The organism is Stenotrophomonas sp. GW821-FHT02D01 (genome assembly GCF_059421765.1).
In genome coordinates this window covers 37386-57992 of the sequence record NZ_JBWKVP010000003.1, presented here as the reverse complement: position 1 = coordinate 57992, position 20607 = coordinate 37386, and the positions used below count along the sequence as shown (strand labels likewise).

At 66.2% G+C, this 20607-nt stretch carries 18 protein-coding genes; 7 read left to right on the top strand and 11 right to left on the bottom strand.

Translation table 11 applies throughout. The features are described 5' to 3' along the window. Nucleotide 1 precedes the first annotated feature (1 nt). Nucleotides 2-1072 carry a ferredoxin reductase gene (locus AC07UW_RS07730; RefSeq protein WP_051584920.1) on the bottom strand — a complete coding sequence of 357 codons (1071 nt, stop codon included), beginning with the start codon at nucleotides 1070-1072 and terminating at the stop codon, nucleotides 2-4. 92 nt (nucleotides 1073-1164) lie between these two features. On the opposite strand from AC07UW_RS07730, the gene fabR reads away from it, so the two are divergent. Then, the gene (gene fabR, locus AC07UW_RS07725; protein WP_025878574.1) at nucleotides 1165-1821 is read left to right on the top strand and encodes an HTH-type transcriptional repressor FabR; all 657 of its coding nucleotides are present in this window, start codon (nucleotides 1165-1167) and stop codon (nucleotides 1819-1821) included. Between the two features lie 282 nt (nucleotides 1822-2103). Here fabR and mntR read toward each other — a convergent pair whose 3' ends face one another. Further along, complete coding sequence (gene mntR / locus AC07UW_RS07720) at nucleotides 2104-2580, bottom strand: manganese-binding transcriptional regulator MntR (RefSeq protein WP_025878571.1); 477 nt, start codon at nucleotides 2578-2580, stop codon at nucleotides 2104-2106. A gap of 117 nt (nucleotides 2581-2697) precedes the next feature. Here mntR and AC07UW_RS07715 point away from each other — a divergent pair, with 117 nt between their 5' ends. Further along, nucleotides 2698-4029 carry an Nramp family divalent metal transporter gene (locus AC07UW_RS07715; RefSeq protein ID WP_495211768.1) on the top strand — a complete coding sequence of 444 codons (1332 nt, stop codon included), beginning with the start codon at nucleotides 2698-2700 and terminating at the stop codon, nucleotides 4027-4029. Nucleotides 4030-4122: 93 nt separating this feature from the next. Here the strand turns inward: AC07UW_RS07715 and AC07UW_RS07710 are convergent, their stop codons facing one another. The 4 genes from AC07UW_RS07710 to AC07UW_RS07695 all read right to left on the bottom strand — a co-directional run bounded on the left by AC07UW_RS07710 (nucleotide 4123) and on the right by AC07UW_RS07695 (nucleotide 8356). Then, entirely contained in the window at nucleotides 4123-4449 is a 327-nt protein-coding gene (locus AC07UW_RS07710) for a thioredoxin family protein (protein WP_336028996.1), read from the bottom strand. Continuing rightward, nucleotides 4421-4900 (bottom strand): flavodoxin, encoded by a 480-nt coding sequence (locus AC07UW_RS07705; RefSeq protein WP_046987068.1) that lies wholly within the window; start codon nucleotides 4898-4900, stop codon nucleotides 4421-4423. Before AC07UW_RS07705 ends, AC07UW_RS07710 begins: the two co-directional genes overlap by 29 nt. Nucleotides 4901-4913: 13 nt before the next feature. Next, nucleotides 4914-5954, bottom strand: coding sequence for a ribonucleotide-diphosphate reductase subunit beta (locus AC07UW_RS07700; RefSeq protein WP_025878567.1), 1041 nt, complete (start codon nucleotides 5952-5954; stop codon nucleotides 4914-4916). Nucleotides 5955-6028: 74 nt separating this feature from the next. Further along, entirely contained in the window at nucleotides 6029-8356 is a 2328-nt protein-coding gene (locus AC07UW_RS07695) for a ribonucleoside-diphosphate reductase subunit alpha (protein WP_495211931.1), read from the bottom strand. Nucleotides 8357-8838: 482 nt separating this feature from the next. Here AC07UW_RS07695 and AC07UW_RS07690 point away from each other — a divergent pair, with 482 nt between their 5' ends. The 3 genes from AC07UW_RS07690 to AC07UW_RS07680 all read left to right on the top strand — a co-directional run bounded on the left by AC07UW_RS07690 (nucleotide 8839) and on the right by AC07UW_RS07680 (nucleotide 12977). Then, complete coding sequence (locus tag AC07UW_RS07690; RefSeq protein WP_336029000.1) at nucleotides 8839-9816, top strand: zinc-binding dehydrogenase; 978 nt, start codon at nucleotides 8839-8841, stop codon at nucleotides 9814-9816. An 87-nt stretch (nucleotides 9817-9903) separates the two neighbouring features. Next, complete coding sequence (locus AC07UW_RS07685; protein ID WP_495211767.1) at nucleotides 9904-10188, top strand: hypothetical protein; 285 nt, start codon at nucleotides 9904-9906, stop codon at nucleotides 10186-10188. Nucleotides 10189-10355: 167 nt separating this feature from the next. Then, complete coding sequence (locus AC07UW_RS07680) at nucleotides 10356-12977, top strand: TonB-dependent receptor (RefSeq protein ID WP_495211766.1); 2622 nt, start codon at nucleotides 10356-10358, stop codon at nucleotides 12975-12977. Nucleotides 12978-13047: 70 nt separating this feature from the next. On the opposite strand, the gene betT is transcribed toward AC07UW_RS07680, so the two are convergent. The 4 genes from betT to AC07UW_RS07660 all read right to left on the bottom strand — a co-directional run bounded on the left by betT (nucleotide 13048) and on the right by AC07UW_RS07660 (nucleotide 16350). Further along, nucleotides 13048-15027 (bottom strand): choline BCCT transporter BetT, encoded by a 1980-nt coding sequence (betT, locus tag AC07UW_RS07675; protein WP_495211765.1) that lies wholly within the window; start codon nucleotides 15025-15027, stop codon nucleotides 13048-13050. A gap of 201 nt (nucleotides 15028-15228) precedes the next feature. After that, nucleotides 15229-15609 (bottom strand): VOC family protein, encoded by a 381-nt coding sequence (locus AC07UW_RS07670; protein WP_025878561.1) that lies wholly within the window; start codon nucleotides 15607-15609, stop codon nucleotides 15229-15231. 67 nt (nucleotides 15610-15676) lie between these two features. Then, nucleotides 15677-15997, bottom strand: a complete 321-nt coding sequence (locus AC07UW_RS07665) for a DMT family transporter (protein WP_336029015.1) — start codon at nucleotides 15995-15997, stop codon at nucleotides 15677-15679. Next, nucleotides 15997-16350 carry an SMR family transporter gene (locus AC07UW_RS07660; RefSeq protein ID WP_059064403.1) on the bottom strand — a complete coding sequence of 118 codons (354 nt, stop codon included), beginning with the start codon at nucleotides 16348-16350 and terminating at the stop codon, nucleotides 15997-15999. Before AC07UW_RS07660 ends, AC07UW_RS07665 begins: the two co-directional genes overlap by 1 nt. Nucleotides 16351-16510: 160 nt before the next feature. Here AC07UW_RS07660 and AC07UW_RS07655 point away from each other — a divergent pair, with 160 nt between their 5' ends. Beyond that, the gene (locus AC07UW_RS07655) at nucleotides 16511-17362 is read left to right on the top strand and encodes a LysR family transcriptional regulator (protein WP_394197579.1); all 852 of its coding nucleotides are present in this window, start codon (nucleotides 16511-16513) and stop codon (nucleotides 17360-17362) included. A 67-nt stretch (nucleotides 17363-17429) separates the two neighbouring features. Here AC07UW_RS07655 and AC07UW_RS07650 read toward each other — a convergent pair whose 3' ends face one another. Beyond that, the gene (locus AC07UW_RS07650; protein WP_495211764.1) at nucleotides 17430-18350 is read right to left on the bottom strand and encodes a M14 family metallopeptidase; all 921 of its coding nucleotides are present in this window, start codon (nucleotides 18348-18350) and stop codon (nucleotides 17430-17432) included. 131 nt (nucleotides 18351-18481) lie between these two features. On the opposite strand from AC07UW_RS07650, the gene AC07UW_RS07645 reads away from it, so the two are divergent. After that, entirely contained in the window at nucleotides 18482-20563 is a 2082-nt protein-coding gene (locus AC07UW_RS07645; RefSeq protein WP_495211763.1) for a TonB-dependent receptor family protein, read from the top strand. The last annotated feature ends 44 nt before the right edge of the window (nucleotides 20564-20607 follow it).

Sequence of the window (20607 nt, the reverse complement as noted above, 5' to 3'; positions counted from 1 at the left end):
CTCAGAGATCCAGGGTCAGGTCGGTGGTCGGCGCGCTCACGCAGATCCGCACCGGCACGGCCGTTTCGGACTGGGTGTCGCCGGTGCGCAGGTGGCGGGTGGTGCCACTGACGCGTTCACAGGTACAGCTGTTGCAGATGCCCATGCGGCAGCCGTGCTTGGGCGCGATGCCCTGCGCCTCCAGGCTTTCCAGCAGCGAGCGGCCACGCGGCACGATCAGCCGCCGGCCGCTGCGGGCCAGGGTCAATGCGACCTCACCCAGGCTGTCGGCATCACTGAGTGCCGCAGGCGGCGTAAAGGCTTCAGCCTGGAAACCGGCCACCTGCTGCGCCAGCCGCGTGCGCGCAGCGGCAACGAAGCCATCCGGGCCACAGGCCAGCACATGGCGCTGCGCCAGCGGGGTGTCGTCACCGGCAACGGCCAACGTGTGGCTGTCGATGCGCGCGGCCGGCACCTCGCCTTCGCGGGTGGTCAGCAGATGCACGCGCAGGTTCGGGTTCGCTGCGGCCAGCGCCTGCAACTCATCACGGAACTGGAACGCCGCGGCGCTGCGCTCCCAGTAGAACAGGTCGACCGGCGCCGCCAGCGGGCGCTGGCAGGCGTCGCGCAGCAGGCTGCGCATGGGCGTGATGCCGCTGCCGGCCGCCAGCAGAAGTACCGGCGCTGCGGCGGGCATGTGGAAATCACCGAAGGCCGCATCCAGCCGGAACAGGTCGCCTGGCTTGGCATGCGCTACGAGATGCTGGCTGACCTTGCCGCCTTCCACCGCCTTGACGGTAATGGCCAGCTCACGACGGCCCAGGCGGGTCGGGCTGTAGCTGCGGCGCAATACACGCCCCTCAAGCTCGACGCCCAGGGTGACGTGCTGGCCGGCGCGCATCCCGGCCCAGTGCCGGTTGCAGCGCAGGACCAGGGTGGCGGCGCCCTCGCCGGCCGGCTCGCGCCGCACCAGGCGGGCCATCGGCTCACGCAGGGTCCACAACGGATTCAGCTGGCCCGCCCAGAAGTCGAACAGCGACGGCGACAGCCAGCGGTACGGGGAAAACAGGGAAGGACGGACGACAGCGCTCATGGATGCACTATACGGCCGCACACACATCTGTGTATACATGTGTATATTGCACCGCATTGGGTATGATTCAGCCTTGCCCCTCCGGAAGTACCATGGCCGCCGCCACCGTTCTGTCTCCGCCTGAAGATGCCAGCAGCCCGGCCCGCCGTACGGTGAGCCGCGAAGATCTGCTGGCCGCCGCGTTGAAACTGATCGGCCCGCATCGCAGCCTCTCCACCCTCAGCCTGCGCGAAGTCGCGCGCGAGGCGGGCATCGCACCCAACAGCTTCTACCGCCAGTTCCGCGACATGGACGAACTGGCCGTCGCCTTGATCGACGTGGCTGGGCGCTCGCTGCGCACCATCATCGGCGAAGCCCGCCAGCGCGCTACGTCCAGCGCCACCAGCGTGGTACGCGTGTCGGTGGAAACCTTCATGGAACAGTTGCGTGCCGACGACAAGCTGCTGCACGTACTGCTGCGCGAAGGCGCGGTCGGCTCGGACGATTTCAAGCACGCGGTCGAACGCGAACTGCATTACTTCGAAGAAGAACTGCAGCATGACCTGGTGCGCCTGGCCGCACTGGATGGCGCGGTGCTGTACAAGCCGGAACTGGTGTCGATGGCGATCACCCGGCTGGTGTTTGCGATGGGCGCTTCGGCCATGGACCAGCCCCCTGAGAACGATCCGGAACTGGTCGAACAGATCTCCACGATGATCCGCATGATCATCGTCGGCGCGCGCACTCCCGCCGCCTTCCGCCGCGGCTGACCGCTTCCGGTGCATGACCACCGGCACACGTATGTGCGCATTGCGCCAGGCCGCGCCTGGCCGGTCTCCCCAGCAAGCCTGGTTCAGCCGCCTTCGGCCTTGCGCACGAATGCGTCGAACAGTACCAGCGTCTGTTCACTGACGTGGTGCTCGATGCCCTCGGCATCACGTCGCGCGGTATCCGGGTCCACGCCCAGCGCCTGGCGTTCAACCCCGGTAGTGCCGGGCCATGCCCGGCGAAATGCGTGAGGCGGCAACGCGCCCGCCGGGCATGGCCCGGCGCTACCGTTCGGCGGAACCGCCCTCGGCCTTGCGCACAAATGCGTCGAACAGCGCCAGCGTCTGTTCGCTGACGTGGTGCTCGATGCCCTCGGCATCACGTCGCGCGGTATCCGGGTCCACGCCCAGCGCCAGCAGGAAGCGCTCCACGGTCTGGTGGCGCTGGCGGCTGGCATGGGCCAGCGCCTCGCCCTCCGGGGTCAGGAACACGCCGCGGTACGGGCGCTGCACCACCCAGCCATCGCGGGCCAGCCGGCGCAGCATCTTCGCCACGGTCGGCTGGGCCACACCGAGGCGGGTGGCGATGTCGACCTGGCGGGCCTCGCCGCCGTCGGCCAGCAGGTCGGAGATCAGCTCGACATAATCCTCCACCAGCTCCATCCGGTGTGCTTCGCGCACTTGCCGGAAGCTCTCGACCTGGCGCTCGGCCTCGATCAAGGGGGTGCTTTTCAGCGATGTCGAATCGTCCGTCTTGCCCACGCGTGTGCCTGTCCTGCAGTTGTCATCCGGGTGCGAACCTGAATTCTGGACCAGTGACGCAGTAAAGACGATTGTTTCACATTGCTATGCGATATAGCAGTGGCTATATTGGCAGCCATGAACACTGTCGCGCCCACCGACTCTCCGGCCTCCACCGCGGCCAGCCTGGGTGCGCTCAACGCGTCGATCGCCGTACCCGAAAAGGGCCATTGGTGGTTCCGGCTGCTGGCCTTCCTGGGCCCCGGCTACATGGTGTCGGTCGGTTACATGGATCCGGGCAACTGGGCGACCGATCTCGCAGGTGGCTCACGCTTCGGCTATCTGCTGCTGTCGGTCATCCTGATCTCCAACCTGATGGCGGTGATCCTGCAGGCGCTGTCGGCACGGCTGGGCATCGCCACCGGCATGGACCTGGCGCAGGCCTGCCGTGCGCGCTACCCCAAGCCGGTGAACCTGGCGCTGTGGGCGTTGTGCGAAGCGGCGATCATCGCCTGCGACCTGGCCGAAGTGATCGGTACGGCCATCGCCTTGAAACTGTTGTTCGACCTGCCATTGCTGTGGGGCGCAGTGATCACCGCGCTGGACACGCTGCTGGTGCTGCTGTTGATGAATCGCGGTTTCCGCGCGCTGGAAGCCTTCGTGATCGCGCTGCTGCTGGTGATCTTCGGCTGCTTCATGGTGCAGATCGCGCTGGCCGCGCCGCCGGTGATGCAGGTGCTGGGCGGTTTCATTCCGCGCGCGCAGGTGGTCACCGATCCGCATGCGCTGTACATCGCCATCGGCATCATCGGCGCCACGGTGATGCCGCACAACCTGTACCTGCATTCTTCCATCGTGCAGACCCGTGCCTATCCACGCACCGATGAAGGCCGTCGCAGCGCGCTGCGCTGGGCGGTGACCGACAGCACCTTTGCCCTGACCCTGGCGCTGTTCATCAACGCCAGCATCCTGATCCTGGCGGCGGCGGTGTTCCATGCCAATGGCCGCTTCGATGTGGAAGACATCGAGCAGGCGCACCAGTTGCTGGCACCGATGCTGGGCGTCGGCCTGGCCTCGACATTGTTCGCAGTGGCACTGCTTGCTTCCGGCTTGAACTCCACCGTGACCGCGACACTGGCCGGGCAGATCGTGATGGAAGGGTTCCTGCGCCTGCGCCTGCCGCCGTGGCTGCGGCGGCTGATCACCCGCGCGCTGGCGATCATTCCGGTGGTGGTGGTCATCATGCTGTTCGGCGACCAGGGCGCGGTGAAGCTGCTGGTGCTGAGCCAGGTGGTGCTGTCGATGCAGCTGCCGTTCGCGATCATCCCGCTGGTACGCATCGTGACCGACAAGATGACGATGGGTGCGCTGGTGGCGCCGCGCTGGCTGGGCGGCATCGCCTGGGTGATCGCACTGGTCATCGTGGTGCTGAACGTGAAGCTGCTGGTGGATACGTTCGCAGCCGGTTGATCCGCGCGGTGGGAATCCGCCGGGCATGGCCCGGCGCTACCGCTGGCGACCTGCAGTAGATCCACGCCACGCGTGGATATGGCATGACCGGCGCTACAGGAACTCCGCGATGGCCGCTTCGATCTGCTGCGGCGACTGGAAACCCGGCATGCGCATGCGCTCGTCACCGTCCAGGAACAGCGACAACGTAGGGGTCTGCCGCAGGCCCAGCTCGCGGAAGAACGCCTCGCCCAACACCTCCAGCTGCACCCGCAGCAGGGTCGTGCCCTGCCCTGCAGTGCCGCTGGCCACCCGCTGCAGCGACATGTCCAGCATCCGGCAGCCCGGGCATTGGTCCTTGTGGAAGTCCACCAGCACGCGTGGATGGTCGGCCAGCAACTGCTGGAACTGCTCAGGCGTGGTGGCGTCGATGATCTGCATCGGTGGTACTCCAGTAGTGATCCAGGACCGCATCGGTCCAGGTATCGATGGCCGCGGCATGCCGCCGGCCATGTGGCATCTGTTCGATCTCCAGCGGCGGGTAGCCACTGTGGAAATAGCGGATCAGCCGGTGCACCGCACCGCAGTAGTACTCCTGCCCCCACTGCGTTTCACCGGTGCCGAACACCGCCACCTGCCGCGGCCGCTGGCCGCGCTCGGCGATGCCTGCCACCCAGGCCTTCATCTCCGATGGCGTGCGCCCGGCGTTGTCGGTCCAGCAGCCCAGCAGCACCAGGTCGGCCTCATCCACCGGCAACGGCGGGCCCTGGCGCAGGTCGTCGGCCTCCTGCCAGTGCACGGCGTGGCCTGCGGCCCGGCAACGCGCGGCGATGTGGCGGCCAAGCTCACGGGTGTTGCCGCTGAGCGACGCCACCACGATCAGGATGCGCAGCGCCGGGCCGCGCTCAGAGGTCGTCGAAGCCGTTGTCGACGTTGGTCTTCTTGTAGCTTGCATTGCGCATCTCGAAGAAGTCGGTCTTGGTCTCGGTGAAGTTGTCGGCGTAGGCCTTGATCCACGGCATCACGTTGTCGGTGGTGTCGCTGTACAGGCGCTCGATGCCGAGCATGCCGGCCATCTTGTTGGCGCGGTACTTCACGTAGCGCACCATCTCGTCCACGTCGATGCCATCGATGCCATCGAGCACCTCCGCCGACCACTGGGTTTCCAGTTCAATGGCGTGTTCGAACGACTGGTGCACGTAGGCGGTCAGCTCGTTGGTCTGCAGTTCCGGGTTCTCGCCGATGATGGCGCGGATCAGCTCGCTGATGAACTTGGTGTGGGCCAGCTCATCACGGTTGATGAAGCTGATGATCTTGCCGGTGCCGTTCATGCGGTTCTGCCGCACCATGTTGTAGAAGTACGCGAAACCGGAATAGAAGTTGATGCCTTCCAGGATCGAGGACTGGATCAGCGACTTCAGCAGGGTTTCGGCGGTCTTCTCGCGCATGAAGTCGTCGTAGGCCCCCATGATCGGCGCGTTGCGCTTGATGATGGTGGGATGGGTGCGGGCGATCTCGAAGATGCGGTTCTGGTTGGGCAGGTCGGTGATCGAGGCAAGCACGTAGCTGTAGCTCTCGTTGTGGATCACCTCCTGCTGGCCGATGATCGCCGCGTTGGCGTGCGCGGCCGGATCGGTGATGTACTCGGCGACGTTGTAGATGAAGCGCGTCTGCGGCGAATCCAGCGTGGCCAGCAGGCCGATGATGGAATCGTAGGCGTTCTTCTCGCGCGCGTTGAGCTCGCCGTACTGGCGTGCATCCACCTTCATGTCCACTTCGTCGGGGATCCAGAAGTTGGTCGACAGCTCCTTGTAGGCGCGATAGAACGACGGGTACGGAATGTCGTTCCAGTTCAGGATGCCGCTGGTGCGGCCGTTGATGATGCCGGTGCTGCGGTTGGGGTGGCGCGGTTCGAGGATCTTGATGCGGTCCAGGGGTGTTGCCATGGTCTTCTGCCTTCGTTCTGTTGCTGACGGGTTGCCGGCCAGCGGCCGGCACTACCACCGAGGGGTCGGGCTGGTCAGCTCGAGCACCACTCGCATTCGCTGATATCGATGTCGTTGGAGCGCACGTAGTAGGTGGTCTTCAACCCTTCCCGCCAGGCACTCAGGTGCAGCTCCAGCAGCGTGCTGGCGCGGATCGTGCTGGGCACGTACAGGTTGAAGCTGATCGACTGGTCCACATGGCGCTGGCGGCGCGCGTTCTGCCGCACGCTGGCGAACTGGTCGACCTTGTAGGCACCCTTCTCGTAGTACGGCCAGGTTTCCAGCGACAGGCCAGGCGCGGCCACCGGCCGCCGGAAGTCCTTCTTTTCCTCGTAGTAGAACGCGCTGTAGATCGGATCGATCGACGCGGTGGAGCCGGCGATCTGCGCGGTGCTCATGTTCGGCGCCACCGCCAGCAGCCAGCCATTGCGCAGGCCGTTGGTCGCCACCTCGCGCGCAAGACTGTCCCAGGCCGCGCCACTGTAATCGCGGTCACGGAAATAGTTGCCGTTGTGCCAGTCGCTGCCGGCGAACATCGGATAGCTGCCCTTCTCCTTGGCCAGCTGCGCGCTGGCCTGGATGGTCAGGAAGTTGATGCGCTCGAACAGGCGATCGGACAGTTCTTCGGCCTCGGGCGATTCCCAATGGATCGCCTGCTGTGCCAGCAGGTGGTGCCAGCCGAACGTGCCCAGGCCGATGGCGCGGTACTTGCGGTTGGTGATGGTGGCCTGCGGCACCGGCAGCGCATTGAGATCGATCACGTTGTCGAGCATGCGTACCTGGATCGGAATCAACCGTTCCAGCACATCCTTGGCCAGCAGATCCTCGGGGGCGGTGATGGCACGGCCGAGGTTGATCGACGACAGGTTGCAGACCACGAAGTCGCCGGCGCGGCGGGTGGTGACGATCTGGTCGCCGCTGACGATCTCCTGGATCATCCGCGTCGGGCTCATGTTCTGCAGGATCTCGGTGCACAGGTTGCTGGAATAGACCATGCCCGCATGCTTGTTCGGGTTCTTCCGGTTCACTTCGTCGCGGTAGAACAGGAACGGGTTGCCGGTTTCCAGCTGGCTGAGCATGATCCGCTTGAACAGGTCGATCGCCTTCACCGTGCGACGGCTGATGCGCTCGTCGGCCACCAGCTCGGCGTAGCGGTCACGGAAGCTGCCCTGCCCTCGCTTCTCGTCGTAGAAATCCTGCAGGTACCAGCCCTTGGCCTGCTTCACCTCGTGCGGATCGAACAGGTACCAGTCGGCACGGCGCTCGACGGCCTCCATGAACAGGTCCGGCACGCAGATGGCGGTGAACACATCATGCGCACGCAGGCGCTGGTCGCCGTTGTTCAGGCGCAGGTCCATGAACGCTTCGATGTCGCGGTGCCAGATGTCCAGGTACACCGCCACTGCACCCTTGCGCTGGCCGAGCTGGTCGACCGACACCGCAGTGTTGTTGAGCTGCTTGATCCACGGCACCACGCCACCGGATGAGTTGGGCACGCCGCGGATCGGCGCGCCACTGCTGCGCACGTACCCCAGGTACGCACCCACACCACCACCGTGCTTGGACACGCGGGCGATATCGGTGTTGGAGTCATAGATACCCTGCAGGCTGTCGTCCACCGTGTCGATGAAGCAGCTCGACAGCTGGCCGCCGACCTTGCCTGCATTGGCCAGGGTTGGCGTGGCCACGGTCATGTACAGGTTGGACAACGCCCAGTACGCCTCGCCCACCAGCTGCATGCGGCGCACGCGGCCGCTCTCACCAGCCCCGCCCTCGTTCTGCATCAGGTACAGGGCAATGGTCAGCCAACGTTCCTGCGGCAGCTCATACACCTCGCGGCTGCGATCGGTAGCCAGGTAGCGCGTGGCCAGCAGGTACAGCCCGTTATAGGCGAACAGACGATCGCGCTCGGGGTCGATCATCTCGCCGGCCTGCTGCAGCTCTTCCTTCGAATAGCAGCGCAGGATGTCGTTGCTGTAGATGCCGCGGTCGGCCAGGCTTTCCTGCAGGCCCACGAAGGAGCCGTACTTCAGGCTGACATCGTAGAAGCGGTTGCGGCTGGCGCGCTTGTACAGACGGCGCAGGTACAGGCGTGCAGCGAACTGTTCCCACTGCGGCGCGACAAGGTCGACGCGCGATTCCGCTTCGCGGATCAGCAGATCCACCAGATCATCGGCGCTGATGCTGGGCTTGCGTTCGACCATCGCCAGCACCACGCGGCGATAGTCGGCCACATCCAGCTGCGGCAGCTCGGCGTGGATGGTATCGATGCTGCGCAGCAGGCGCGCCGCATCGAACGGCAGGCGACGATTGCCGGCTTCCTTGGTGATCCAGGTCGGCACGCGCTCGCCGCTGGCGCGCATGGCGTCGCCGGCGCCGGCCAGGTCGGCCACGCGGAAGGTACTGTCGGTCATGGTGGTGGAACTCCAGGCTCGTGCGCGCGTCGGCGCCCGATGCCATGGCGGCCCTGCACGCGATACCGGCGCACGGGGCGAACGGGTGAAGTGCCAAGGGGCGGGAACACAGGTCGTCGGCATCTGCCTGCGCCTGCGGCCGGTATCCGGGCCGTGGGGGCGACCTGCGTCCGCACGGTGGCGGCCGCGTCGACACGGCAAGCCTTCAGGGGCGGGCCGCGGGACGTTTGCTGCATGTCCGGCGGCGGCGGCTGACCGGGAGTGACGGCCACAACATAGTGGGGATATTCCGAACCGTCAACACAAGATGCGGTAATTGCGCACCGTCGCGACCATCGGTCGCAGGATGCCGTGTTGCACGTGCGCGGCCTTGTCGACGCCGGGCGCATCCCCAGTTCGGTACAACTTCAACTTTCATTGGAACACCGCCCATGCGCGCTGCCCTGTACTCCTCCTTCGGCGATCCAACCCAGGTCCTCGCCGTTGCCGATGCCCCCCTGCCCGAACCCGGTCCCGGCGAAGTACGCATCCGCACCGTGCTGGCCTCGATCCACAACCACGATCTGCTGACCGTGCGTGGCCTGTATGGCTACAAGCCGACGCTGCCGGCGATCGGCGGCAGCGAAGCACTGGGCGTGGTCGATGCGCTCGGCGAAGGCGTCGACGGCCTGCAGATCGGCCAGCGTGTTGCCGCCGCCTCGGTGCACGGCACCTGGGCCGAGGCGTTCATCGCACCGGCACGGATGGTGATCCCGATGCCGGAGGCGATCGCCGATGAAATGGCCGCACAGCTGATCGCCATGCCACTGAGCGCGCTGATGTTGTTGGAATTCCTGCACGTCGAGCAGGGCCAGTGGATCGTGCAGAACACCGCCAACGGTGCCGTCGGCAAATCGCTGGCGATGCTCGCAAAGGCGCGCGGCGTACACGTGGCCAACCTGGTGCGCAATGCCGAGGCCGTGTCGCAACTGCAGGCACTGGGCATCGATCACGTGTTCGATACCTCGGTGGACGGCTGGAAGGACCGTGTGCGCGAAGCCACCGGCGAATCGCAGGCCGCGGCCGCGGTTGACTCCGTCGGCGGCGATGCCAGCGGCGACCTGGTCGACCTGCTCGGCCACCACGGCACCCTGGTCTCTTTCGGCGTGATGAGCGGCGAGCCGATGCGCATTCCCGCCGGCGGCCTGATCTACAAGGAAGCCACGGTGAAGGGCTTCTGGGGCAGCAAGGTCAGCCAGGCAATGGCGGTGGAAGACAAGCGGCGGTTGGTGGGTGAACTGCTGAAGCGTGCGGCCGGGGGTGAACTGACCCTGCCGGTGGAGCAGATCTTCGCATTGGACGACATCGCCCAGGCGGCAAAAGCCGGCGCCGGTTCGGGCCGCAATGGCAAGGTGCTGCTGCGGCCTTGATGCAAGGCGCTGGATCCGGCGGCGCTGCGCGCCGCCCCCATCCCAATGGATAATGTCTGCATCGTTTTTGCTGAAGAAGGAATCACGTTGAGCGGAATGAATGGTCGGAAGGTGCTGCTGGCGACCTTTCTCGGGAGCAAACACCCGCCTGACGACGTTCGGCCCTCCGAAGACTACTGGAGGTTGATCGGTACAAACGGGACCATTGTTCTTGAGGAATCCCAAGCTTCCATGGCCAAGCATCTACGCGGCTTGCGGGTGCTGGTCCAGTTTCCTGAAAGCATCAGGGATATGGGGCTTGCGTGCCACAACGACATACCGGACAGCCTCTGGATTTTCGTCTCCGACCTGGCAATGCACCCGGTCGATTAAATGGGTCGGGGTTGAATGCCGTAACGGCGCGCGGAAGCAGCCCGCCACCGCTTATTCCGATCGTTAAGAACCTGTGATGTATAACTGAATGCGCTTTCGTCATTGGAAGGTGCACTCACCCGCGTGCGGTACTGACGGCTCCTCCACCGTTTGGCGTAGTCGTTTCCATGTATCGCACCACCCTGCTTTCCAGCGCGGTCGCGCTGGCCCTCGTCGCTGGCACCGCCAGCGCCGCTGAAACCGCCGACACCGGCAAGGACAGCACCACCCTCGGCACCGTGCTGGTGACCGGCTCGAACATCAAGCGCAGCGACACCGCCGGCCCCAATCCGGTGCAGATCGTCACCCGCGAGCAGATCCTGCAGACCGGCCGCTCCACCCTCACCGACGTGCTGCGCAACCTGTCGGCCAACGCCGGCAACAGTTTCGACGAGCAGTACACCGGCAGCTTCGCTGCGGGCTCGGCCTCGATCGGCCTGCGCGGCCTGTCACCGAAGAACACGCTTGTCCTGGTCAACGGCTACCGCGTGGCCAACTTCGGTTTTGCGCTCAACACCCAGGACACCTTCGTCGACCTCAATGCGCTGCCGATCAGCGCGGTCGAGCGCATCGAAGTGCTGAAGGATGGCGCCTCGGCGGTGTACGGCTCGGACGCCATCGCCGGCGTCATCAACATCATCCTGCGTCGTGACTTCCAGGGCGTGGAAGTCGGTGGTGGTTTCGGCACCGCCACCCAGGGCGGCCTGAACGAGCGCAAGGCCAACCTGCTGGCCGGCTTCGGTGACCTCGAGCAGCAAGGCTGGAACGTGCTGTTCGGGCTGGACCTGCTCAAGCGCGACCGCCTCGACGCCGACCAGCGCGCGTACACCCGCGACGGCGATTTCCGCGACAAGCCCGGTGGTCGCCTGGCCGGCTGGTCCACCGCCGGTGGCAACTGGCTGTCCAATCCGCGCGCACCGCAGCCGTTCTCGCCCTGCCCCAAGGGCAGCGAGCTGCGTCCCTACAGCGACTTCGGCAGCACCCTGCCTGGCCAGGCCTGCGCCTTCAACGCGCAGCCGTTCAAGACCCTGCAGCCTGGCGCCGAGCGCCTGCAGGCATCGTTGAGCGCGACCTATCGCTTCAATGACAGCGTCGAAGCCTTCGCCGACGTGCTGTACAGCCACAACAAGGCCGACCAGATCTTCAGCGCCCCGCTGACGGTCGGCCCGGGCCTGCGTGCCTACAATCCCGCCACCGGTACGCTGACCGATATCGCCGCTGTCCTGCCGGTCGGCCATCCGAACAATCCGGGCAGCACGCCACTGCCGTTCGAGTACACCTTCTTCGATCTCGGCCCGCGCCTGAAGGACAACACCCAGGTGTTCTACCGCGCCCTGGCCGGCGTACGTGGCAACGGCGAACGCTGGGACTGGGAAGTGGCCGCACTGACCTCGCAGAGCGCGCAGCGCGAGTACGTGGACAACTTCGTGGACCGCTACGCCTTCCAGCAGATCCTGCGCGATGGCAGCTACAACTTCCTCGATCCGTCCAGCACGCCAGGCGCACTGGACGACCTGCGCCTGCAGACCAAGCGCCCGGGCTGGTACAAGCTGCACTCGCTCAACGTCAAGGCATCGACCTCGTTGTGGGAACTGCCGGCGGGTGCGATCGGCTTCGCCTGGGGCGCGGAATTCCGCAAGGAATCACTGGACGCGCGCACCAGTGCGCAGGTGCTGTCCGGTACTGAACTGCGCCCGGCGATCAACATCGTCGACGGCGAGCGCCAGGTCAGTGCCGCCTATGCCGAGTTCAGCGTGCCGCTGCATCGCACCCTGGAGCTGCAGGTGGCCGGCCGCGGTGACCACTACGATGACTTCGGCAAGGCATTCTCGCCGAAGTTCGCGCTGCGCTGGCAACCGCTGGACAGCCTGCTGCTGCGTGGCTCGTTCTCGCGTGGTTTCCGTGCACCGTCGCTGCCGGAGATCGCACCGGGGCAGACCATCAGCTACGGCTCGGTGGTCGATCCGTTCGATCCGCTGCAGCCGGGCGGCAGCCGCGGCGTGACCAACCTGCGCACCGGCAATCCGGACCTGAAGGCCGAACGCTCGCGCAACGTCAACGTCGGCGCCGTGTGGTCACCCGATGCCGATTCCAGCATCGGCCTGGATTGGTACCGCATCGAACAGGACAACCTGGTCAAGCCGGACAGCGCGCAGTTCATCGTCGACAACCCGGGCTTGTTCCCCGGTCGCGTGCAGCGCGATGCGCAGGGCCGCATCCAGATCATCACCAACCAGTACGCCAACCAGGGCGAGCTGACCACCTCGGGCATCGACCTGGAAGCCAACCGTACCTTCCGCACCGACGGCTGGGGCAACTTCACCGTGGCCGGCAGCTGGACCCACCTGCTCAGCTTCAAGCAGCCGCTGGTGGCCGGCCAGGCGCCCTATGACGGCGCCGGCAACAACCGCCATGGCGCGCTGCCACGCACCCGCGGCACCACTTCGTTGAACTGGGCGGTGGGCGACTGGAGCAGCACGCTGAGCCTGCAGTACGTGAGCGGCTATGACCAGCGCGTAGCCACGGCCACCAGCAATCCGGGCCTGCGCGACCGGGTCAAGCCATACCACCAGCTCGACCTGTACGTGGCCTATGAAGGCATTCCGAAGACCACGCTGTCGCTGTCGGTGCTGAACCTGACCGACAAGGACCCGCCGTTCGATCCCGCCGGCGGTTCCAACGGCTTCGACATCAGCCAGTACAACCTGCGCGGGCAGTTCGTTTCGCTGGGCGCGCGCTACCGGTTCTGATTGAACAGGAGGGTGCGGACCAACGGTCCGCACCCTCCAAAGGCAAGGGCCATGCCCCGGCGTGGCTGCATCAACGGCTCAGGTGCAGGAACTGCAGGTGCCGTTCGTACTGGCTGATGATGTCGTTGATGATCTGCTTGCGGCTGTAGCCGACCAGGTCGTAGTCCTGGCTACCCTCGTACAGATGCACTTCGGCGCGGTAGTAGCGCTGGTTGCGCAGCTGCTGCGCGGCGAAGGATGGGGTCAGGTAGCCACTGAGGATCACCCGGTACTGGAAGTCCTGCTGCTCGCCGTGGTTGACCGACAACTCCATGTCGCCCGCTTCGAACCGCGTCTGCACGTCCCAGCCCTGCTCGCGCAGCTGCTCGGCCACCGCCTCCATCGCCGGCTTCACCGTGTCATCCATGAAGCGGTACACCTGGTCGCGTACCGGGAAGTGCATGGCCTGGGTCAGGCGCTGGCGCCAGCCCTGGTGGTGGCGGTCATCGCCGATCAGCGGCGATGGCCTGAACTGCTGCGCGCGCTTGCGGTGCGACTCGTCACTGAAGGCGCGGGTCAGGCCCCACATCATCAACAGCAGCACCGCCGAGAACGGCAACGAGGCCAGCACCACTGCTGATTTCAGCGCATCGATGCTGCCGGCCAGCAGCAGGCCGGCGGTCAGCACCGCGATCACCGTGCCCCAGAACACGCGCAGCCAGCGCGGGCCATCGTCCTCCGGCGCACCGCCATGCGAGGACAGCGTAGACAGCACCACCGCCCCGGAATCGGCCGACGTCACGAAGAAGATGAAGCTGACCAGCACGGTCACCCCGATCACCGCCTTGCTCCACGGGTAGCCATCCAGCAACGCATACAGCACCGTCGGTGGGTCATCCACCGCCAGCTGCGCCAACTGCTGCTGGCCATGGTGCAGCAACTGGTCCAGCGCGCTGTTGCCGAAGATCGACAGCCACGCCAGGGTGAAGCCGAGCGGGATCAGCAATACGCCGAACACGAACTCGCGGATGGTGCGGCCGCGCGAGATGCGTGCGATGAACAGGCCGACGAACGGCGCCCAGCCGATCCACCAGGCCCAGTAGAACACCGTCCAGCCGCCCAGCCATTCCGGCCGGCCACCATAGGCGTATACGTCGAAACTCTTGCCCACCACGCTGCCCAGGTAGTCGCCCAGGTTCTGCATCAGCGTGCTGAGCAGGTACTGGGTGGGGCCGGCGCACAGCATGAACAGCACCAGCGCAATCGCCAGCAGCATGTTGATGTTGGCCATCCAGCGCACGCCCTTCTCCACGCCGGATACGGCAACCGCGACCGCCGCGCCCATCATCGCCACCACCAGCAGGATCTGCACCGTGTTCGAGTGCGGCACGTTGAACAGGTGCGACAGCCCAGCGTTGAGATGCAGCACGCCGAAGCCCATGTCCGCACCGATGCCGAACACGGTGGCAACGATGCCCAGGGCGTCGACGGTATAGCCGATGGGGCCGTTGATGCGCTTGCCGATCAATGGATACAGCGCCGAGCGCAATGCCAAAGGCAGGTTGTGCCGGTAGGCGAAATAGGCCATCGCCATCGCCGCCAGCGCGAACACGCCCCAGCCATGCAGGCCCCAGTGCAGGAACAGCAGCTGCATGGCCTGGCGCGCACCGGCCTCCCCGGCGGCCGGATCACCCTGCGGCGGCTGCAGGTAGTGGGTCAGCGGCTCGGAAACGCAGAAGAAGAACAGGGTGATGCTGATGCCTGCTGCGAACAGCATGCCGGCCCAGGAGAGGTAGCTGAACTCCGGTTCGTCATGGTCGGCACCGAGCTTGATGCCGCCGTACTTGGACAGCGCCACGCCGACCACGAACACCAGGTACAGGGTCATCGCCAGCAGGTAGTACCAGCCGACGTTGAGCGCGGCCCAGTCCTGCGCCTTGACCAGCAGGCGACCGGCGCCGATCGGATACAGGCTGACGAACAATGCGAAGGCAACGACAACGATCGCCGCGAAGGCGAAGACGGGCCGCAGGGTTCGCACCGGCTGATGTTGAGGCTCCAGTGCTTCCATGGGCAGCCATCTCCGGATCGATCAAAGAGTAAGCCGCCGGATTCTGGCTGAATCGCAGTGGACACAGGATGAAGTCGTGGCATCGCGCAGGCACGATCGGCTGGATTTCCGTGCTACGCGCGCGCCTGCAGACCGGCGGGCGTGCCGGGCGGCGTTGTCACTTTGGTCCGATTACGACACGCCGCGTCCGGCACCGACGATTCACCCCATCACATGCACGGCGCACAGCTTGTTGCCGTCGGGATCACGCAGGTAGGCCAGGTACAACTGGCGCCCGGCCTTGTGCCGCACGCCGGCCGGGTCTTCCACCGCGGTACCGCCGTGGGCGACCCCCGCTTCCTGCCAGGCATGCACCGCCTGCGGGTCTGCCAGCGCAAAGCCGATGGTGCCGCCGTTGGCATGGCACGCCGCCTCGCCATCGATGGGCGGGATGACCATGAACATCCGTCCATCCTTGATATAGACCAGCTTGCCCTCGTCATCGAACACGCCTGCGCGACCGCCGATGGCAGTGAACAAGGCATCGTAGAAACGGCGGGAAGCCGCCATGTCGTTGGTTCCGACGGTGACGTGACTGAACATGCGGGCACTCCGTTGCGGGAAAGCCCAAGTGTCGGCCACCTCACTGATCGCCGCAATCAAGCCGGGATCACGCCGTACTGAGCAGCAGCACGGCCGCAGTGACCAGGCCGATGCCGATCCAACCAATCGGGCGCAGGCGGTTGCCGAACAACAGGCGGCCACACGTGGCCGTGCCGATCACGCCGATCGCGCCCCACATCGCATAGGCGGTCGCCAGGTCCATGTAGCGCACGGCCTGGCCCAGCAGGGCGAAGGCGATCCAGACCAGCACGATGGCGCCGACACCCCAACGCCAGCGACGGAAGCCATCGGACCTGGCCACCATCATGTTGGCGGCCACATCGATCAGCGCCGAGCAGATCACGAAAAACAGGGCCATCATGTTCATCAGTGCGCCTCCCCGAGGGTGACACAGACGATGCCGACCACCGCCAGCACCAGACCGGCCAGCTGCTGCAGCGACAGGCTCTCACCGAACACGCTGATGCCGACTACGGTCAGCAGGGTCAGGCCGAGGCCTTCCCACACCGCATAGGCCACGCCGACGGCGATGCGGCGCACCGACAGCGCCAGGAAGTAATAGGACAGCGCCAAAGCGGCGGCCATCACCACATAGCCGGTCCAGCCGCCATCGCGGGCGGCATGGGCCATGAAGGACGTGCCGACCACTTCGGCGACGATCGCCACGGTCAGGCAGGCCCAGGCGACGAAGGCGCCACGGGCGGGAACAGTACGGGACATGTGAAGCTCCTTGCGGGACGGGGACCGCGCCCGTCATCACTAGATCCACGCCGTGCGTGGATGATCCGGAACGCCCCCGCAGACAGGGGCGACGGCGGCCAGTATCATCGTCTTTTACGGTGGTATCAAAATGGATTCCATCGACAGGAGCGATGGATCAATGCCCTATTCTCCCGAATCCCTGCAGGCCTTCGTCGAGGCTGCCGCGCTGGGCTCGTTCTCGGCGGCCGCCCGCCGGCTACGCAAGACCCAGTCCACGGTCAGCACTGCCATTGCCCATCTGGAAGCGGACCTGGGCATGGTTCTGTTCGACCGCAGCGGCCGCTATCCGCAGCTGACCGACGCCGGCCGGCAGGTGCTGGGCCACGCGCAGGAAATCCTTGCCGCCGACGCGCGCCTGCAGCAACTGAGCGTGCGCCTGTCCGCTCCCGTGGAGCCACGCCTGACCGTGGTGTTCTCCGATGTCTACCAGCTCGATCCGGCGCAACGTGTGCTGCAGCGGTTTGCTGAGGCATTTCCCGAGATCGAGCTGGAATGGCTGGATGCCGAGGGTCGGGACGTGCTGGAACTGGTTGATGCTGGCCGCGCCGGGCTGGGCCTGCTGCCGCGCCAGGCGCAGTACCCCGATGCGCTGGTGGCCCAGCCCCTGGCCCACCACAGCGAACTGGCGGTGTACGTGGCCAGCGAACATCCGCTGGCGCAGGCAGGCGTGCGCGCAGCGGCGCAACTGGCTCGGCATCGGCAGGTGCGGCTGAGCGCGCAGGCCGACCACGCGCCGCCGATCAGCGGGCCGGCATGGACCGCGTCGGACTACCTGATGGTGATGGAGATGGCCGAGGACGGCATCGGCTGGGCCGAACTACCGCGTGCGCTGGTGCAGCGCTACGACCGGGGCCGCCTGCTGGAACTGCGCGTGCCGGGCTGGCCGCGCCGCATCCACAGCGACCTGGTGTGGCGCCGCGATACGCCGCCTGGGCCGGCGGCGTTGTGGTGGGCCGAGGCGTTGGGGTGAGGTGGTGCCGGCCGCTGGCCGGCAATCCCCTTGCATCGTGGTTGCCGGCCAGCGGCCGGCACCACCGTCAACGATGGGCGAGCGCGTAATCCAGCGCCGAGCACACCGCCGCGACCTGCGCGTCGTTGCACTGCTGCGGCGTCGCGCGGGGGCTGTCCGGGTAGACCTCGGTGGTGGTGGTGTACTTCGCCCCGGTGATGCCGGCGCACAGGCCCAGCGGCACCAGCGCGTACTCGATCACGCCATGCGCGACCACCGGCGAACCGATGATTTCGCCCTTGTCATCGGCCGGTGCGATATGGGTCACCTTCTCCACTTCGGCGACCACGGCCTGCTGGAAGGCCGGCTGCGGATTCTCGCTGTCGTCCACCAGGTAGAAGCCATCGGGAATCAGGCCCGGTTCGAACGGCTTGCCATCGCGCGCGGCGAGTGCGGGACGGAACTCGCTCTCGTCGCTGTCGGTGGTTTCGTGCAGGTCGATGTGCAGCACGAACTGGCCCTTCAACGGTGCGATCAGTTCGATCAGCGCCGTCGATTCACGGGCCGGGCCGTCCGCGCGGAAATTGCGGTTCGGGTCGATCGCATCGAAGTTCCAACGGTTGATGCGCTCGAAGCCCCACGGATTCACGCACGGCGCGACCAGCAGGTTGGCCTTGCCGGCGTAGTGGGCGGCATGTTTTTCGAGGAACTCCAGCGCGCCCATTACGCCACTGGTCTCGTAGCCATGCACGCCGCCGGTCACCAGCGCGGCCGGCAACGCCGGGTTCCAGTCGCGGCTGCGCAGGGCGAACAGGGTGTAGGTCTCGCCTGCATAGTCGAGCTGGCCGTAGGCCACCTTGTCGAAGTGCCCGGCCAGTGCATCGATGCGCGGCAGCACCTCCTCGTCGTAACGGCGCAGACGCTGCTGGCGCGCACGCCACTGCTCCCTTTCCGCAACGCCCCACGGCTGGCCAGGGGTACCGACGGGGTAGAAAGCAGCAGTGGACATGGCAGTTCTCAGCGGGTCAGGAGGCAATCGGCCACTTTACCACCGGGCCAAAGCGCTGAACGGCGGACCGATTCCAATGGCGAATGGAATCAGCAATAATTCTCATTTACGACCTTCCACGCCCCGCACCGATGCCTATCCCCGCCCCGCAACCGGCCCGCCTGCCCCTGGCTGCCGCCCTCGCCCTGTGCGTGTTTCCGGCCGCCAGCGCGCTCGCGCAGGACAGCGCCACCACGCTCGACAGCATCCAGGTGTCGGGCAGTTGGTTGGGCACCGGCCTGCACGACAGCGTCAAGAGCTTCGCTGGCGCGCGTACCGTGGTCGATCGCCAGCGCATCGAGGCCAGCGGCGCCGCCAGCCTGGGCGATGCCATGCGCCGCATTCCCGGCGTGCAGGTCACCGACAACTCCGGCACCGCTGGCAGCTCGGTCTCGCTCAACATCGGCGTGCGCGGCCTGACCGGCCGTTACTCGCCGCGCTCGACCGTCCTGCTGGACGGCGTGCCACTGGCGGTTGCGCCGTACGGCCAGCCACAGCTCTCCTTCGCCCCGGCCAGCCTGGCCAACATCGAATCGATCGACGTGGTACGCGGCGGCGGTGCGGTGCGCTACGGGCCGCAGAATGTCGGCGGCATCATCAACTTCAGCACCCGCGCGATTCCGACTGCGGCCGGCCTGCACGGCGAGGCCGGCGTGCGCTACAGCGCTTACGACCACGGCGGCGGCGACAGCCCCCAGTACAACGCGTTCCTCGGCGGCACCGCCGACAACGGCCTGGGCATGGCCCTGCTGTATTCGGGGCAGGACGGCCGCGGCTGGCGCCAGGGCAGCGATGACCGCTTCGATGATCTGGCGCTGAAGTTCGCCTATGCCATCGACGCACAGCAGGAGCTGCGCGCCAAGCTGTCGTACTACGACGTGCGCTCTCTGACTCCGGGCGGCCTGACCCGCGCCCAGTACCAGGCCGATCCGTTCCAGAACACCCGCCCGTCCGACTTCTGGAAGGGCCATCGCACCGGCATCGACCTGGGCTACACCAACACGCTGTCGGAGAACAGCGAGTTCGAGGTGCTGGCGTATTACAACGAAAGCAACCGGGCCAGTTCGCTGATCAACGCGGCCAACACAAAGATCACGGTGCAGCCGCGCGACTACCGTGTGCTCGGCATCGAGCCGCGCTACACCCAGCGCCTGCACTGGGGCAGCAGCGTGCACGACATCACCGCCGGCTACCGCTTCCTGCGCGAGCGCGGCAACGACCGCAGCTACACCGTTACCCGCCGTACCGGCGCGACCGGCGCGACCACCCGCTTCGATAACGCCACCGATGCGCACTCGCTCTACGTTGATGACCGCATCGCCATCGGCCAGTGGCGGATCACGCCCGGCGTGCGCATGGAGTGGATCGACATGGACCGCCGCCAGGCCGGCGGCGGCGCGACCTTCAGCAGCCGCAACGACAAGGCCCTGCCCTCGCTCAACGTCGCCTACCTGCTGACCCCGCAGCTGACCGTGTTCGGCAACTACACCACCTCGTTCGGGCCGGTTCAGAACATCCAGTTGAACTCGCAGAGCGCGACCAACCCGCTGAACCCGGAAATCGCCAGGACCACCGAGCTGGGCGCGCGTTGGCAGGATGGCGCGCTGCGTGCGGAAGTGACCGTGTTCAAGATGCGCTTCGACAACCAGATCCTGCAGGTGCCGGGCATCACCCCGCCCACCTTCCAGAACATCGGCGCCACCGACCACAAGGGCGTGGAAAGCGCGATCGAGTACCGCTTTGCCGAAAGCAGCGCGCTGGCCGGGCTGGAACTGTACGCGAACTACACCTGGACCAAGGCCATCCAGCAATCCGGCGACAACCGCGGCCTGGATGTGCCGTTCTACGCGCGCGATACCGACAGCGTCGGTGCCCGTTATGCGCTGGCCGGCTGGACCTTCAACGTGTCCAGCACCCACCAGAGCGGCCAGTTCTCCGATGCCGCCAACACCTGGGAAGAAGCCGCCGACGCGCGCGTCGGCCGTGTACCCGGCGTACGCCTGTGGAATGCGCAGGCCGCCTGGCAGCTGCCCTGGCTGGCCGACAGCGAGGTCGCGGTGGGCGTGAACAACCTGGCCGACAAGCGCTGGTACACCCGCAACGTGGATGGCAACGCCGGGCGCATGGTGGCCGCGCCGCGCACATTCTACGTGCAGGGCCGCTACCGCTTCTGAGCATGGCAACCGCCTGATGCGGTGACGGTAGCGCTCACGGTGGC